Genomic DNA, 15,884 nt, shown 5'->3' on the forward strand with positions numbered 1-15,884 from the left:
AAAACTTTTATAATTTTTAAAATTTGTTAAATTTCATTGCAAATTAAGCTTTTTTAATGCCTTAATTACCAATAGCTATGGTGTTGTTTACGTTCATTCTAAAGTCCGGATTTCCTTTGATATTAGGCGTTGTAAACAATTCGCTGTTTTTAATTTTAGTAAAATTTATATCGAAAACAGGATTGTTGTAATAACTTTCAATTGCTGTATTTGCACCACCAGCTTCACTTGTAATTCCGCCATTGCAATTGTTAACAATTAGGTTTTTGAAGGTGATTTTGGCTAAATTAACTTCTCCGTTGCCAATATTTCCTTCTAGTAAAACAAAAGGAGTGAACCCCGAAACAATACTGTTACTTAAGTTAAAAAAGGTGTTTTCTCTAACATAAACCGATTCTCTTACAAGTCCCTGATTGTTTTCTTCCAGATTTACCAGCGTAATATTGCTGGCATTTATTTTGGTTAATTTCTTGCTCATATCGGTATTTCCTATTTTGTCATAAGAGTCAACTTCGAAACATCTTGAACCTGAAACGTCTGATGAAAAGGGGTGGCGAATGGCAATACTATTATTGATATTGATTTGTGCACCCTGAGTAAAATCAAAATCGTCATCGGTAGTCCTGTAAGAAACCAGATTGTTCAGGTTTAAATCTCCACCATAACATTCGAAAGAATCATCATTGGAGTAACTAATCTGAATGTTACTTAAAATTGTTTTTTTCCCTACGCCAGCTAATGACAGTCCGTTAAGTTCTTTTGCAGCACTTAATTTTCGACCTGAATATTCAATACGCACATATTTTAAAACTCCTGAGTTATCTTCTGCATCCTGACCTCCGTAATGGTTTAACATTGGTTCGAGATCAAAAGGAAGAACGTGTATTCCGCCTAAGGTATTAATAGGGGCTTTTCCCAGAATGATGATTCCGCCCCAGTCTCCCGGTTTTCTTTCTGAAATTTCTTTATTGGAAGTAAAAACGATAGGGTCTGTTTCAAGGCCTTCGGCAATAATTTTCGATCCGTTGGTAATCACCAGTGTTCCGCATGTTTTGTCGTCTCCTCTGATTACCGTTCCGGGTTCTATCGACAGTACGGCATTATTGGTAACATAAACAACTCCAACTAATTGATACGTATTGCGTTTTAGAAGTTTGGTGTCTTTATTGATCGTTCCTGCAATAATGTTTGTAGCTTCGCTATATTCGGTGTTGGCGGGTTTAAAATTGGTCCAGTTGTTCATCCAGTTTGAGTTACCAAAAATTCCTTTAGCCGGTTGCTGTGCCTGTAGTAAAAAAGAACTTAGAAGAGTGATGATTGCAAGTAGTATTTTTGTTTTCATAACTATGATTTTGATTTCTAGTTTTTGATTTTTAATAAGTTCAAAAGTAGAGGGCCAATGTTAATCAAAGTCCTGAATGGTATTACGAAAGCGTTAGGGGAGTATTAAGAATGTTATTTTTTTGAAAATAATGTAAAAATAAACCCCAATAGTCTTAAACTATTGGGGTTTTTCTTATAATATTAAGAATTGCTGCTTTTTCTGCGATTAGAATTTTAAAGCTACAGTCAATTCGAAATCGTCATTAATAGTTTTGTCTCCTAAGTTTTCGAAGAAGTTACCAGAGTTGTATTTGATACCGTATTTAGTTCTGTCTACTTTTAATGCAGTTGTAGCAGTATTTCCGCTTACAGTGATATCAAAAGTTACAGGTTTTGTAATTCCTTTAATTGTTAAATCAGCAGTTACAGTATAAACATCAGTAGATTTTGCTCCGATAGTTTTGAAAACTAATTTTGCAGTTGGGAATTTCTCTGTTCCAAAGAAATCGTCAGCTTTTAAGTGCCCGTTTAATTTTCCTTGGTATTCTCCGGTAATGTCTGTTGCTGTTAATGAAGTCATATCCACAGTAAAGCTACCACCTGTTAATTTTTTTCCTTTGAAAACTACAGCTCCTTCTTTGAAGTTTACTGTTCCTGAGTGTTCTCCGGTTACTTTTTTACCTACCCATTTAATCGTACTTGCTTTTACGTCGATTTTTTTAGTTTGTGCGTTTACTGAAACGCTAGCTACTGCTACGAATAATGCTATTGCAATTGTCTTTAAATTTTTCATTTTGTTAAAATTGATTTTGGATTAATAATAATTATATAGTGATAAATAAATTCTCGTGTGATTTTCTAACTTTTTTGTAGTGTTGAGTTTCGTCCTCATCATGTCTGTAACCTACTGTTGCGATAACAGAAGCGTTTAAACCTAATTTGTCAAAACCTAAGATTTCATTGAATGCGGCAGCATTAAATCCTTCCATTGGAGTAGCATCGATTTTTAATTCAGATGCTGCAGTTAATAAGGTACCTAAAGCGATATAAGTTTGTTTCGCTGTCCAGATGTTTTTAGCTTCAACAGATAAGTTCGCAATAGTTCCTTTCATCATGTCACTGAATCCGGCCAATGCGTCAGCAGGAACACCTCTTGTTTCGCTGATTGTATTGATATAATCGTCTACAGAATCTGCTCCAAGGTTTAAGTCGTTAGCAAAAATAAAAAGTTGAGAAGCGTCTGTAATTTGTGTTTGCCCGTAAGCGGCAGCTTTTAATTTTTCTCTTATTTCCGGATTTTCTACAACAATCACTTTGTAAGGTTGTAATCCGTAAGAAGAAGCACTTAATCTAACGGCTTCTTTTAAAGTGTTTAAATCTTGAGAAGATATTTTTTTTGTTGCATCAAATTTCTTTGTAGCATATCTCCAATTTAGATTGTCTAATAATGTACTCATAATTTTAATTTTGTTGGGTTCTGTATTTTTCTAATAATTGATTTAATAATTCTAATTCTTCGGCACTTATATTCTCAGCAAACAAACGCTCGTGTTCATCTACTTTCGGATCTAATTCTTTCAATACGTCTAATCCCTTTTGGGTGATTAAAACTTCAATTTTACGTCGATTTCCGGGACAAACATTTCGAGTAACAAAATCTTTTAATAACAGTTTGTCTACTAAACGGGTTGTGTTACTTGTTTTGGCCAGCATACGTTCCTGTATCACACACATATTAGCAGGGTTTCCTTTTTGTCCTCTTAATATGCGAAGTACATTATATTGTTCTCCGGACAGATCATAGGGTTTTATCAACTCGTTGAAATGATCCTGAATCACGTTTTGCGTGTACATGATATTCAGGATAACTTTTTTCGCATTATCCATCTTAACTGTACTTTTTATAACCTCTTCAATTGTCATAGTCGTAAGTGTATAATTTGTATATACAAATGTATAACTTTTAATATTTGTATATACAACAGTCATGTTAAATTTTTGTTAATTGAAATAACATGCGTTTTCTAGTTATATAAACCCTGTAGAGTTACTGTAAAAATACTATAAATTTTATTTGAAAAATTGATTTTCTAAAGTTTAATGATTTTTTAAAGCTGGAATAATCTGTTTCTTAAATCAGAAATCAGCTCCGACAGGTTTATCTAACCTCATATCATTTAGATTAAAATAGACGAAGTTAGTTAAGTATTAGGTACAACATTGCGGCTAAACTAGCTCCAATTATGGGCCCGATAATCGGAATCCAAGCATAACTCCAATTGCTGCTTCCTTTTATAGGAAGGATGGCGTGTACGATTCTTGGTCCAAGATCTCTTGCGGGATTAATGGCGTAACCAGTTGTACCTCCTAATGACAGGCCTATTGCCCATACGACTATGGCGACAGGAAGTGCGCCAATGGTTCCTAAACCTAGTGTTGCTTTTGGATCTGTGGCTATTTGCAGGTGAGGCCCGGCAATATAAAAAATGGAGAAGATCAGGACAAAAGTTGCTATGATCTCGCTTATTAGGTTCGATAAATTGTTTTTGATGGCCGGAGATGTAGCGAAACAGGCAAATTTGGCATTCTCATCTTCAGTTGCCGCAAAATGATCTTTGTGTGATAACCATACAAAAAAGGCACCCAACATGGCTCCAATTACTTGGGCAAGTATATAGGCAGGGACTAAGTTCCAATTGAATTTTCCGATAAGAGCCAAAGCAAGTGTAACAATAGGGTTTAAATGTGCCCCGCTAACAGGTCCTGCAATAAGTACGCCTGTAAAAACGGCAAATGCCCAGGCTGTAGTGATAACAATCCAGCCCGAATTGTTTCCTTTTGTATCTTTCAGTACGACGTTTGCCACGACGCCATTACCCAATAAGATCATTATCATCGTACCTAAAATTTCTGCTGTAAAAGGTGTCATATGCTGCTTTGTTTAAATTGTTTTATTCTTCGATCCAGTCTGATGCGCGGCCAATGGCCTTATTCCAGTTTTTAACCAGTTTATTGACTTCTTGTTTTGGCATTTTTGGAGAAAACACGCGATCTATAGACCATTGTTCTTTTAAATCATCGAGACCCGACCAGTATCCTACAGCAAGTCCTGCCAAATAGGCTGCACCTAAAGCTGTTGTTTCGAGTGTTTTTGGTCTGGTAACCGTTTTTCCGTAAATGTCTGCTTGAAATTGCATGAGTAGATTATTGGTAGCAGCACCTCCATCCACTTTTAATTCTTTTCCTTTTCCTCCAAAATCTGCTTCCATAGCTTTTAGCAAATCGTTTACCTGATAAGCAATTCCTTCTAAAGTGGCCCTGGCGATGTGCGCACTGGTAGTTCCTCTTGTAATTCCAAAAATTGCACCTCTGGCATATTGATCCCAGTGTGGAGCTCCTAAACCAGTTAGTGCAGGAACAAAGTAAACTCCTCCATTATCGGGCACACTGGCTGCCAGAGTTTCTATTTCTTCTGATTTGTTAATCATTTTTGCGCCATCTCTTAACCATTGTACAGCTGCGCCTCCAACAAAAACGCTTCCCTCTAAAGCATAGGTTGTTTTGCCATTAATTTTCCATGCTATAGTAGTCAATAAATTGTTGGCAGAACGAATTGGCTTTGCACCTGTATTCATCAATACAAAACAACCAGTTCCATAAGTATTCTTTATCATTCCTTTATTGGTACATAACTGACCAAAAAGAGCCGCTTGCTGATCTCCTGCAACACCGGCAATAGGAATTTTTGATGAAAACAGGGTAGTGGAGCTTTCGCCATAAATGGTGCTGCTTTCTTTTACTTCAGGAAGCATGGCTCTCGGGATATCAAACAATGCTAATAATTCATCGTCCCATTCTAAGGTGTTGATGTTGAATAATAAAGTTCTGCTGGCATTAGAAACATCGGTCATAAATAATTTACCTCGGGTCAGTTTCCATATAAGCCAAGTGTCTACAGTTCCAAAACAAAGTTTTCCCTGTTCTGCTTTTTTCCGTGCTCCGGGAACATTATCCAGGATCCATTTTACTTTGGTTCCGGAAAAATAAGCATCCAGAATTAATCCGGTTTTGGTCTGAATCATTTCGGCATGTCCTTGCGCTTTTAATTCGTCGCAATATTTAGCGGTTCTGCGATCTTGCCAAACAATGGCATTGTAAACAGGCTGGCTTGTTTCCCGATCCCAAACAATAGTAGTTTCCCGTTGATTGGTTATTCCAATTGCGGCTATTTCTCTTCCGGATATCCCCAATTTAGCAATTGCTTCTGCAGCTACACTAATTTGAGAAGACCAGATTTCGTTTGGGTTATGTTCGACCCATCCTGGTTTTGGAAAAATCTGTTTAAATGCTTTTTGAGAAATGCTTACAATTTCTCCTCCATGATTAAAGACTATAGCTCTGGAAGAAGTTGTTCCCTGATCAAGTGCCAGAATTAGTTTGTTTTGCATGACTTGTATTTTCTTAAGTTAATAAAGATCTATTGAAATTCTTTTAAAAGAAAACCTCTGGCTATTCCTTTGAAGTTTGAGATTTCTTTGTTTATCCAGGCTTCGTCATGTCCCAGTTCTTTTGCCAGCAATCGTGCTACTTTTTCAGATGATTGAATGGCAGCACGGGCGTCTAAGAATAATAATCGAACCCGTCTTGCTAAAACGTCGTCGACGGTTCTGGCCATTTCATACCGAATAGCCCAGGCTACCTCGGCCATTATAAATTCGTGATCCGCATGCAGTTTTTCTTTTAATTCAGGTTCATTTTGTTCCAGTTCGAGTATTTTAGGAATATCAGAACCATAAATATACAAATGATTCATTCTGTTTAAATCTGTAGTAGCCTGATTTCCATGGATGGGAAGATGCTCTGTAGTACAGACTTTTTTAGGTAATTTGCCTATTCTGATCGCTTTATCGATGATGTCTTCGGCAATTTTTCTGTAAGTAGTCCATTTTCCTCCCGTAATCGTTATTAAGCCAGTTTCCGACACAATAATTTTATGACTTCGCGAAACTTCTTTGGTACTTTTTCCTTCTTCTTCGGGAGCTGCCAAAGGGCGTAAACCTGCGAATACAGATAAAACGTCGGCTCTCGTAGGTTTTTTTGCCAGAAAGCGTTGAGCAGTCTCCAAAACAAATTCTATTTCACTTTCGAGTGCAATAGGTTCAAGACTGTGTTTTCTAATTAATGTATCAGTCGTTCCTACTACAATTGTGTTATGCCAAGGCACTGCAAATAAAACTCGTCCGTCACTGGTTTTTGGAATCATTAGTGCCTGCTGACCCGGCAAAAAGGATTTATCAAATACGAGATGAATCCCCTGACTCGGAACGATATATTTCTTGTAAACCGTGTCGTTTAGTTTCATGATGGCATTTGTAAAAACTCCGGTAGCGTTAATAATTGCCGAGCCTTTTATGTCATATTTGTGACCTGTTTCATGGTCTATGGCTTCAACGCCAATAATTTGATTGGTATCGTCTTTTAATAAGTTTACAACCTTGCAATAATTTAAAACGCAGGCCCCTTTTTCGATTGCGGTTTGAGCAATGTTTATGGCCATGCGTGAATCGTCAAATTGCCCGTCGTGATAAATAACACCACTTACCAGCCCTTTTTCTTCGACGGTAGGAAGCATTTCAATTGTTTTTTTCTTTGAAATATATTTTGAAGACCCTAAGCTTAAACGTCCTGCGAGTAAATCGTAAATGGTTAATCCGATCGTATAAAAGTAACCGCCCCACCAGTTGTAATTAGGGATTACAAAAGATTGGTTTTTAACCAAATGACCAGCATTTTTGGCCATCAAACCTCTCTCTTTTAAGGCTTCTCTGACTAAGTGAATATTGCCTTGCTCCAAATAGCGAACGCCACCATGAACTAATTTGGTACTTCTGCTTGAAGTTCCTTTTGCAAAATCTACCGCTTCAAGCAAGATCGTTTTGTATCCTCTGCTTGCGGCGTCAAGAGCAGTTCCAAGACCGCTTGCCCCTCCGCCAATTATAATCACATCCCACTTTTCAGTGCTTTTTAATTTCGTCAATTGCTCCGGGCGTTTCATAGGACTTCAGTTTATTTGTTTTTGTAAGATGAGATCTTGTATTATAAACTTAATGAAACTAAATGAATTGGAAGCAAAGTGAACCGATTATTTAAGTTTAATCCGTTGGGTGTAATTAAAAAAATGGTTTAAAATTGTTGTGAAATGTATCGTTCCGCTGGAACTCATTCTCAAGACGATTTATTGTCAACGGATTAAAATCCGTTGTTACAAAATTTGTCGTTCCTTCGGAACTTAATTATTCGATTGTTTTGTTGTTAGCGAACCATAATTCATGCATATAAACCAAATAGAATAATAGAAATAGGGTAGATTTTACATAATCGATTTTTATGAAATAAAGCGTTAACGTCGCAAAAGAGCCATCGGTTCGAATGCTATTGTAGCGACGGATTAAAATCCGTTGTTACAAAATTTGTCGTTCCTTCGGAACTTACTTATTCGATTGTTTTTGTTGTTAATGGACCATAATTCATGCATATAAACCAAATAGAATAATAGAAATAGGGTAGGTTTTACATAATCGATTTTTATGAAATAAAGCGTTAACGTCGCAAAAGAGCCATCGGCTCGAATTATAATTGTAGCGACGGATTTTAATCCGTCGTATAAAACAGACATCACAATAAAAAGAGCCGTAGGCTCGGTCCATATTATTTTGAGATTAATCTAACCCGTTGCTATAAAATTTGTCATTTTTTCAGAACGCAGTGAAAAAAAACACCCGTCAGATTTTTAAAACTGTGTCTTTATGCTAATTTTTTTTCATAGGCCTTTCTTGCGCCTCCTCTGAAAAAAACTTCACCACAATAGGTGTATTTTAGTCTGTCTAAAATTTTGAGCATCGGAATATTATCAAAATTCGTATCTACCTTTATACTGTATATGTTATGTTCGATGGATAAACCTTCTATTTTTTCAAACAGTTTTGTAGCAATGCCTTTGCCTTTTGCCAGTTTCGATACGGCTACCCTATGTACGGCAGTATAATCACCATCTGTGAGCCATTGGCCTTCTATGTCTTCGTAGGCCGGTTCTTTGTCGAAAAGAATCGCAGCGTAAGCTAAGATAATGTTGTTTTCTGTTAGCACATATCCGTGATCGTTTTCGATATCGGTATGAATGGTTAGCTCATTAGGATAACCGTCCTGCCATTGTGTACTTCCGTCCAGACGTCTTTGTTCAATAGCATCTTGCAGGATATTCCATATTTGTGGTACTTCAGAAATATCCACTTTTCTTAAAATTAAATTTTCTGTTATTTGGCTCATCTTTTGGGTATTAACGTGTAATTGGAAAATTAATGAATTTGTCTTTAAGGAAACTATAAATTAAGATCTAATAAATCTGTTATTCGCTTAAATACTTTTCAATGTATGTGTTTACTATTTTACGTTCTTCGATTGTGGCATCATTGTCCATGTCACTATGGTTGATAGGGGTTAACTGAACTGTCATTCTGTATTTTTGTTTTTCTTGTTCAGTTGGTAATACACCTTCGTCTGCAGAATAGTTTTTGGAGCGTAACGTATATACTGTTGGGTGGTTAACTCTAGGAAGAGGCATTCTTCGATTGTCCATCGTTATTATTTTAGAAACCAATTTAGGGTATTTACTCGCAAATAAAGCAGTCATATCTCCACCATTCGAATGACCAATTAGTGTTAAATGCTTAAAATCTAATTCTGGCTTTCTGGTTTTAAACTCATTTAAAACATAAAGAATGTTATCAGTGCCTCTTTCCCAATTTGGTTTTCTTGTAACTTTAAAATCTCCTTCCATTGCCAAAAGGTCGTCAGAAGGTAATTCGTGCTGAATACTAATAACAAAATATCCTTTTGAAGCTAAATTTTCTGTTAAATAAGAATAGATCATATTGTCTCCGCCTTTATTCTCTCCATATCCATGACTAAAAATTATTAGCTGCTGCTTATTAATTTTTGAGTCTGTTTTTGGGTAAAAGATGGCAACAGGAATTTTACGATTTCTGGATTTATCGAATAACTCTAAGGTATCAAGTTTAACGGGATAGGTATTATTTGATATTTGAGAGCTTGTTTTTTTACTATTCGAGCAACTTATTAATAATAAGCAACTTAAAATATTAAAATATATTTTGTTCATTTTTTGGATATGTGCAATAAAGCTACGAAAAATAATAAGGGATTTATCTTTAAAGAAACAGTAAATTAAGTAAACCCGACAGGTTTTTAAAACCTGTCGGGTTTGATGTGTATAATATAAGTGAAAATATTAATGAGGCAGTTTATCTTTAATCCAACCATAAAACCAGGTTCCGAAAATTGCGCTTAACAAAGTTACAGCAATAACGGTTACTCCGGTACCGATTTGGGCAAATAAGGGTCCCGGACAAGCTCCTGTAATGGCCCATCCAAAACCAAATAACAAGCCACCATAAATTTGTCCTTTACTAAACGTTTTGGGTTGAATTTCTATCTTTTCGCCTCGAATCGTTTTAATATTGAACTTTTTAATCAGTTGAACAGAGATCACTCCAACCGCGACGGCACTTCCAATTACGCCATACATAAAGAAGGATTGCAATTGAAACATTTCCTGAATTCGGTACCAGCTGATGATTTCTGCTTTTACGAAAACAATTCCAAAAACAATTCCCACCAAAAGATATTTTAGATTGGAGAATCCGGAGTCTTTCAATTGACTTCCATTGATTCCTTCAGTATCAGTATTTTTATTTTCCAGATTAGTCATTTTTTAAATTTTAAAGTGAAAGAATGTACGGCAGGATCAAATTGGCCATGATAAAACCTCCAATCATAAAACAAATTGTGGCTACCAATGACGGCCATTGTAAGTTTGAAATTCCCATAATGGCATGTCCGCTTGTACATCCGCCGGCATAACGTGTTCCGAAACCAACTAAAAATCCCCCTACCACAATCATGATAAAGCCGCGAAGGGTGAATAAACTTTCCCAGGAAAAAAGTTCTTTTGGTAACAAGCCCGAGTGATCGGTGATACCGTAAGTCGCTAATTGCTCTGAAAGTTGAGGTGTTATTTCAACCGGATTTGGATTCGCCAGGAAATAAGCAGCAATGACTCCGCCAAGAAAGATTCCGAAAACAAAGAATAAATTCCAGCTCTCTTTTTTCCAGTCGTATTTAAAGAAGGAAATATTAGCAGGAATACAAGCCGCGCAAATATGACGAAGCGAAGAACTGATTCCGAAGGATTTATTTCCGAGAATCAATAAAATAGGAATGGTCAAACCAATTAACGGACCCGAAACATACCAAGGCCAAGGTTCTTTTAAAATTTCTAGCATATTCTTTTAGGTTCTGAGTTACTGAGATTCTAAGGTGCTAAGGTTCTGAGTTACTAAGTTTAAAGACTAAAAATCTTAGTACCTTAGAGTCTTAGCACCTTAGCGCCTTAGTATAATTACTTTAATACTTTACTTTGACAAACAAAATCTGATTTTGGAATCTCTGTTTTTGAAATGGCTCCAAAACCGCCCTCAATTTCGCTAAAATTTCTGAAACCACGAGCTTGTAAAATTGAGGCTGCAATCATACTGCGATAGCCTCCGGCACAATGCAGATAAAAATGTTCGTTGGGGTTAATGTCTTTTACCCAGTCATTAATATAAGCAAGGGGTTTGCTGTAAGCATCTTCAATATGTTCTGCGCTGTATTCGGTTTCTTTACGAATGTCGATTACTTTGTCTTCAGAGGGTTTAAATTCAGTTGCAAACTGATCGGCCGAAATTCGGTTAACCGTATCAATTTCAAAACCGGCTTTTTCCCAAGCTTCAAAACCGCCTTCGAGGTGACCAATAATTGAGTCAAAACCTACACGACTTAAACGAGTTACAGTTTCTTCTTCAAGTCCGGTTTCGGTTACGAGTACAATAGGCTGTTTTACATCGCCAATTAGAGTACCCACCCACGGTGCAAAATCACCATTGATTCCAATGTTAATAGCTTGTGGAATAAAACCTTTACTAAAATTGGCAGCACTTCTGGTATCCAGTATCAAAGCTCCTGTTTCTTCGGCTACAGCTTCAAACTCTTCGGCTTTTATCGTTTTCATTCCGTTGTGCAAAACAGTTTCAAAACTCTCATAACCTTGCTTGTTCATGGCAACATTCATGCTGAAATAGGATGGAGGAGGCAATAAACCATCGGTAACTTCGGTAATGAATTCGGCTTCGGTCATATTGGCACGTAAGGCATAATTGGTCGCTTTTTGATTTCCTATAGTTGAAACGGTTTCTTTGCTCATGTTTTTTCCGCAGGCGCTTCCTGCACCATGGGCAGGATATACGATCACATCATCAGCCAAAGTCATGATTTTATCTCTCAACGAATGGAACAAAATTCCGGCCAACTGATCCTGTGTCATTCCGGCTGCTTTCTGAGCCAAATCCGGACGTCCAACATCGCCAATGAATAAGGTATCTCCAGAGAAAATGGCATGGTCTTTTCCGTTTTCGTCAACAAGTAAAAAAGTAGTGCTTTCCATAGTATGTCCCGGAGTATGCAATACTTTAATAGTCACTTTTCCAATTTTAAACTCCTGTCCGTCTTTTGCTGAAATGCAGTCAAATTCGCAGGCTGCGTTAGGTCCGTAAACGATTGGCGCCTGAGTTTCTTTGCTTAAATCGACATGTCCCGAAACGAAATCGGCGTGAAAGTGAGTCTCAAAAATATATTTCAACTTTACCTGATCACGTTCTAAACGATCTAAATAAGGTTGAATTTCTCTTAAAGGATCAATAATGGCCGCTTCTCCGTCGGAAGTAATATAATAGGCACCCTGAGCTAAACAGCCAGTGTAAATTTGTTCTATTTTCATGATGTGAAATCTAAAATAATGTGGCACAAAGGTAAGTCTGTTTTTCGGGAAATTAAGTGACTATTGTTACAGAAATTTGATTTCTGTGTGAAAAAAAGGGCAGATTTTGACATAGATGTTATATTAGTTGCGTTAAACTTGAGCAATTAAGCTTTAACTTATAATTTTGCATATGACGAATGTCATTTTAAAACAAATAAACAGTTAAACAGATGAACACAGAAGATTTATTGAGTCAGATTGCCTTTATAAAAGAAATTGATAAGGTAAAATACATTCAGCGCAAAACAAAGCTGTTTCATAGTGACCGAAATGAAAATGATGCAGAACACAGCTGGCATTTGGCTTTAATGGCGATCGTTTTGGCAGAACATTCAGATGAGCCCATTGATGTTTTGAAAGTTATAAAAATGGTTTTGATCCATGATATCGTAGAGATCGATGCCGGGGATACTTTCATATACGATTCGCAAAAAAATCATGATAATACAGAGGAGGAACGACTGGCGGCGAATCGCATTTTTGGTTTGCTTCCGGAAAAGCAGGCCGAAGACCTAATTTCGATTTGGGAAGAGTTTGAAGCAGGTCAGACCAACGAAGCAAAATTTGCAAAAGCAATGGACAGACTGGAGCCTTTATTGCAAAATACGTCTAATAACGGTGGAACCTGGAAAGAGTTTGGCGTGAACTATAATAAGGTTTACGAAAAAAAGAGTGTTATAAAGGAAGGTTCAGCAACGTTATGGAATTACGCCGAAGGATTGATAAATGAAAGTGTTGAGAAAGGGATTCTAAAGAAGGAGTAGAATTTTTGAGTATAGTTTCCATTACTATTTATGCGCAATCTTGTTATTTCGACCGAATGGAGACTCGAGCGATAGCGAATAGGCGAAGCAAATCACGCAAGAAACTCCGCAATATTTTGAGTATAGTTTCAATTACTATTTATGCGCAATCTTGTCATTTCGATCGAAGGGAGAAATCACGCAAGAAACTCCGCGATCAAAATCACTAAACTTTGTAGAATATTGGATGTGATTTCTCCCTTCGGTCGAAATGACAAATGTGGAGGAAGCTGCGAGAGAACAGAAGGTTGCCTTCCATCTTTTAATTGTTGAAAAGTTTAACAAATATCGGTCGATAAACTTTTTTTAAAGGCAGAGTTTTCGGGTTTTAATGGGTAAATTTGTGGGACTTCATAAATAAATTACCACTATGGAAGAAATGCTTTTTTATGACCGAATGCAATTTGCCTTCACAATTACTTTCCACTATCTTTTTCCGCAACTTACAATGGGTCTTTCGCTGATCATTGTTTACTTCAAATGGAAATACCTCAAAACTAAAAACGAACAATACAATCACGCCACCCATTTCTGGATGAGAATCTTCGCTCTGAATTTTGCGATGGGAGTGGTAACCGGAATCCCGATGGAATTTCAGTTTGGAACCAATTGGGCAAAATTCTCCGAGTTAACCGGAGGAATTATCGGTCAGACATTAGCCATGGAAGGCATGTTTTCGTTCTTTTTAGAATCTTCTTTTTTAGGACTGTTTTTGTTTGGAGAAAAATTACTGGGGCACAAATGGCATTTTGTTACCGGATTACTAATTTGTATTGGTTCCTGGGCCAGTGGTTATTTAATCATTGCAACACATTCGTGGATGCAGAATCCCGTAGGTTACGAGATTTTGGAGAACGGAAAATTTGTGCTGACCAATTTCAAAGCACTGTTTCTAAATCCGTGGTTATGGCCGTCCTATTTGCACAATCAGGCCGCCTCTTTAGTAACAAGTTCTTTTGTTGTGGCAGGAATAGGTTCTTTTTACATTCTAAGCAAAAAGAACATTGTTTTTGGAAAACTGTTTCTTAAAACGGGAGTGATTTTCGGATTGATAGCCAGCATGATTGTGGCAGTTCCGACAGGGGATTTATTGGCCAAAAATGTGGTAAAATACCAGCCTGTGACTTTCGCCGCAATGGAAGGAATTTTCCATACGGAGAAAAAGGGTTCTGAAATTGTTTTAATCGGTCAGCCAGATGTTAAAGATAAAAAACTGGACAATAAGATTGCCGTTCCAAACATCCTGAGTTTCCTGACTTACGGAAACTGGGAGCAGGAAATTAAAGGCTTGGATCAGTTTGAAGAAGATTTACATCCCACAAATATCTCAGGTTTATATTATGCTTATCACATTATGGTTGGACTTGGAACGCTATTTATTGGTTTGATGTCCTTTGCTTTCTTTCAATTGATTAGAGGCAAATTGTACGAAACCAGGTGGATTCTCTGGTCGTTGCTTTTTATGATGCCGTTTCCGTACATTGCCAATACTACTGGCTGGTACACGGCCGAGTTAGGCAGACAGCCCTGGCTTGTTTATAATTTAATGCGAACCGCAGCCGGTGCCTCTCCAACCGTTTCTTCGGGAAATACCCTGTTTACTTTACTGGGTTTTATAGGATTGTATCTTTTACTTGGAATGCTGTTTTTGCTTTTAATTGGAAAAATCATCAATAAAGGGCCTCACACTGAAGTCATAACTGAAAATATATAAGTATGGAATTTTTTTGGTACGTAGTTTTAATGGGAATTTTGGCCGTTTATATTGTTTTAGACGGTTATGATTTTGGAGCAGGAATTATTCATTTATTTTTTGCCAAAGAAGAAAAAGATAAAAAAGCAATAACCAATGCAATTGGTCCGTTTTGGGATGCCAACGAAGTTTGGATTATCGCCGCTGGTGGCGTTTTGTTTTTTGCTTTCCCTACTTTATATGCTTCCTCTTTCAGCGGATTTTACCTGCCTTTGATCATGATTTTATGGCTGCTGATCTTTCGTGCGATCGGTTTAGAAATGCGCGGACAGGTGCACCATCCGATGTGGGAGACGATTTGGGATAAGGCGTTCGGAATTGCAAGTTTACTTTTGGCTCTGTTCTTCGGAATTGCTTTGGGAAATATCGTGCGCGGAGTCAACCTCGGAATGGTAACCAACGGCGTTTCGACTCAGGAGGCACATTATTTCTTTTTGCCATTGTGGAATCCAACTTTTAGTCCACAAGCAAGTGAATTGGGAATTATCGACTGGTTTACACTTTTTCTGGGAATCGTGAGCGTGGTTGCCTTAACTATTCATGGTGCGAACTGGATTATTTTTAAAACCAATTCGGCTCTGAATCCACAGCTTAAAAATGTTGTTTTCAAACTCAATATTGTCTTGCTCGTTTTAGTTTGTATTTCACTGCAAATCTGGCATTTTATTGAGCCAAAGCCTTTTCATAATTTTATAGAAAATCCGGTTCTCTGGTTTTTTCCACTGATGACTTTTGTTGGAATTTTGGGATTGTTTAAAGTACGTTCGTGGCAAAAAGACGGTTACGGATTTTTGTTTTCATCCCTGTTTCTGGTGGGTGGGTTTGCCTCAACTGCCGTATCCATTTTTCCAAATGTTTTGCCTTCTACCAATACTGTAAATCCATCGTTAACCATTTATAACACTGCCGCCGGCGAATACGGATTGAATGCCGGAATGAGCTGGTTTTTTATCGCTTTGTTTTTGGTGATTATCTATTTTATTATTCAGTACCGCGTTTTTAGTGGGAAAATGGATGATATTGGGTATGGGGAGCATTGATTTTTTATAGCCACGAATTCACGAATTTT

Annotated in this window: 15 protein-coding genes; 3 read left to right on the forward strand and 12 right to left on the reverse strand. The window is 37.2% G+C overall.

Features of this window, described 5'->3' with window-relative positions:
• Positions 1 to 61: 61 nt before the first annotated feature.
• From ACN1CN_RS12710 to ACN1CN_RS12765, 12 genes are all read right to left on the reverse strand, one after another.
• On the reverse strand, positions 62 to 1,342 hold the full coding sequence (locus ACN1CN_RS12710) for a hypothetical protein (protein ID WP_419135927.1): 1,281 nt from the start codon (positions 1,340 to 1,342) through the stop codon (positions 62 to 64).
• Positions 1,343 to 1,549: 207 nt separating this feature from the next.
• Positions 1,550 to 2,116: a YceI family protein gene (locus ACN1CN_RS12715; protein WP_264524907.1), complete on the reverse strand. Its 567-nt coding sequence runs from the start codon at positions 2,114 to 2,116 to the stop codon at positions 1,550 to 1,552.
• Positions 2,117 to 2,147: 31 nt separating this feature from the next.
• Positions 2,148 to 2,780, reverse strand: coding sequence for an NAD(P)H-dependent oxidoreductase (locus ACN1CN_RS12720; RefSeq protein WP_264524906.1), 633 nt, complete (start codon positions 2,778 to 2,780; stop codon positions 2,148 to 2,150).
• A gap of 4 nt (positions 2,781 to 2,784) precedes the next feature.
• Entirely contained in the window at positions 2,785 to 3,246 is a 462-nt protein-coding gene (locus ACN1CN_RS12725; protein WP_264524905.1) for a MarR family winged helix-turn-helix transcriptional regulator, read from the reverse strand.
• Between the two features lie 274 nt (positions 3,247 to 3,520).
• Positions 3,521 to 4,252, reverse strand: a complete 732-nt coding sequence (locus ACN1CN_RS12730; protein WP_419135928.1) for an MIP/aquaporin family protein — start codon at positions 4,250 to 4,252, stop codon at positions 3,521 to 3,523.
• Positions 4,253 to 4,274: 22 nt separating this feature from the next.
• Positions 4,275 to 5,771, reverse strand: coding sequence for a glycerol kinase GlpK (gene glpK / locus ACN1CN_RS12735; protein ID WP_419135929.1), 1,497 nt, complete (start codon positions 5,769 to 5,771; stop codon positions 4,275 to 4,277).
• 29 nt (positions 5,772 to 5,800) lie between these two features.
• The gene (locus ACN1CN_RS12740) at positions 5,801 to 7,378 is read right to left on the reverse strand and encodes an FAD-dependent oxidoreductase (protein ID WP_419135930.1); all 1,578 of its coding nucleotides are present in this window, start codon (positions 7,376 to 7,378) and stop codon (positions 5,801 to 5,803) included.
• 749 nt (positions 7,379 to 8,127) lie between these two features.
• The gene (locus tag ACN1CN_RS12745) at positions 8,128 to 8,649 is read right to left on the reverse strand and encodes a GNAT family N-acetyltransferase (protein ID WP_419135931.1); all 522 of its coding nucleotides are present in this window, start codon (positions 8,647 to 8,649) and stop codon (positions 8,128 to 8,130) included.
• A 79-nt stretch (positions 8,650 to 8,728) separates the two neighbouring features.
• Positions 8,729 to 9,502, reverse strand: coding sequence for an alpha/beta hydrolase family protein (locus tag ACN1CN_RS12750; RefSeq protein ID WP_419135932.1), 774 nt, complete (start codon positions 9,500 to 9,502; stop codon positions 8,729 to 8,731).
• Positions 9,503 to 9,631: 129 nt separating this feature from the next.
• Positions 9,632 to 10,111: a DUF6691 family protein gene (locus ACN1CN_RS12755; RefSeq protein WP_419135933.1), complete on the reverse strand. Its 480-nt coding sequence runs from the start codon at positions 10,109 to 10,111 to the stop codon at positions 9,632 to 9,634.
• A 10-nt stretch (positions 10,112 to 10,121) separates the two neighbouring features.
• Positions 10,122 to 10,685, reverse strand: a complete 564-nt coding sequence (locus tag ACN1CN_RS12760; protein WP_419135934.1) for a YeeE/YedE family protein — start codon at positions 10,683 to 10,685, stop codon at positions 10,122 to 10,124.
• Between the two features lie 116 nt (positions 10,686 to 10,801).
• Positions 10,802 to 12,217: an MBL fold metallo-hydrolase gene (locus ACN1CN_RS12765; protein ID WP_419135935.1), complete on the reverse strand. Its 1,416-nt coding sequence runs from the start codon at positions 12,215 to 12,217 to the stop codon at positions 10,802 to 10,804.
• 212 nt (positions 12,218 to 12,429) lie between these two features.
• Here ACN1CN_RS12765 and ACN1CN_RS12770 point away from each other — a divergent pair, with 212 nt between their 5' ends.
• From ACN1CN_RS12770 to cydB, 3 genes are all read left to right on the forward strand, one after another.
• Positions 12,430 to 13,023 carry an HD domain-containing protein gene (locus tag ACN1CN_RS12770; protein ID WP_419135936.1) on the forward strand — a complete coding sequence of 198 codons (594 nt, stop codon included), beginning with the start codon at positions 12,430 to 12,432 and terminating at the stop codon, positions 13,021 to 13,023.
• A 409-nt stretch (positions 13,024 to 13,432) separates the two neighbouring features.
• Positions 13,433 to 14,776 (forward strand): cytochrome ubiquinol oxidase subunit I, encoded by a 1,344-nt coding sequence (locus tag ACN1CN_RS12775; RefSeq protein ID WP_419135937.1) that lies wholly within the window; start codon positions 13,433 to 13,435, stop codon positions 14,774 to 14,776.
• A 2-nt stretch (positions 14,777 to 14,778) separates the two neighbouring features.
• A complete protein-coding gene (cydB, locus tag ACN1CN_RS12780; RefSeq protein ID WP_419135938.1) occupies positions 14,779 to 15,855 on the forward strand; it encodes a cytochrome d ubiquinol oxidase subunit II in 1,077 nt (358 codons plus the stop codon).
• The last annotated feature ends 29 nt before the right edge of the window (positions 15,856 to 15,884 follow it).

This window comes from Flavobacterium sp. T12S277, assembly GCF_048514875.1.
Taxonomy (GTDB): domain Bacteria; phylum Bacteroidota; class Bacteroidia; order Flavobacteriales; family Flavobacteriaceae; genus Flavobacterium.

Coding starts and splice junctions, on each gene's coding strand:
- ACN1CN_RS12725 (WP_264524905.1), bottom strand. CDS start 3,246: ATGACAATTGAAGAGGTTATAAAAAGTACAGTTAAGATGGATAATGCG.
- ACN1CN_RS12740 (WP_419135930.1), bottom strand. CDS start 7,378: ATGAAACGCCCGGAGCAATTGACGAAATTAAAAAGCACTGAAAAGTGG.
- ACN1CN_RS12720 (WP_264524906.1), bottom strand. CDS start 2,780: ATGAGTACATTATTAGACAATCTAAATTGGAGATATGCTACAAAGAAA.
- ACN1CN_RS12745 (WP_419135931.1), bottom strand. CDS start 8,649: ATGAGCCAAATAACAGAAAATTTAATTTTAAGAAAAGTGGATATTTCT.
- ACN1CN_RS12755 (WP_419135933.1), bottom strand. CDS start 10,111: ATGACTAATCTGGAAAATAAAAATACTGATACTGAAGGAATCAATGGA.
- cydB (WP_419135938.1), top strand. CDS start 14,779: ATGGAATTTTTTTGGTACGTAGTTTTAATGGGAATTTTGGCCGTTTAT.
- ACN1CN_RS12765 (WP_419135935.1), bottom strand. CDS start 12,217: ATGAAAATAGAACAAATTTACACTGGCTGTTTAGCTCAGGGTGCCTAT.
- ACN1CN_RS12775 (WP_419135937.1), top strand. CDS start 13,433: ATGGAAGAAATGCTTTTTTATGACCGAATGCAATTTGCCTTCACAATT.
- ACN1CN_RS12750 (WP_419135932.1), bottom strand. CDS start 9,502: ATGAACAAAATATATTTTAATATTTTAAGTTGCTTATTATTAATAAGT.
- ACN1CN_RS12730 (WP_419135928.1), bottom strand. CDS start 4,252: ATGACACCTTTTACAGCAGAAATTTTAGGTACGATGATAATGATCTTA.
- ACN1CN_RS12760 (WP_419135934.1), bottom strand. CDS start 10,685: ATGCTAGAAATTTTAAAAGAACCTTGGCCTTGGTATGTTTCGGGTCCG.
- ACN1CN_RS12710 (WP_419135927.1), bottom strand. CDS start 1,342: ATGAAAACAAAAATACTACTTGCAATCATCACTCTTCTAAGTTCTTTT.
- ACN1CN_RS12715 (WP_264524907.1), bottom strand. CDS start 2,116: ATGAAAAATTTAAAGACAATTGCAATAGCATTATTCGTAGCAGTAGCT.
- glpK (WP_419135929.1), bottom strand. CDS start 5,771: ATGCAAAACAAACTAATTCTGGCACTTGATCAGGGAACAACTTCTTCC.
- ACN1CN_RS12770 (WP_419135936.1), top strand. CDS start 12,430: ATGAACACAGAAGATTTATTGAGTCAGATTGCCTTTATAAAAGAAATT.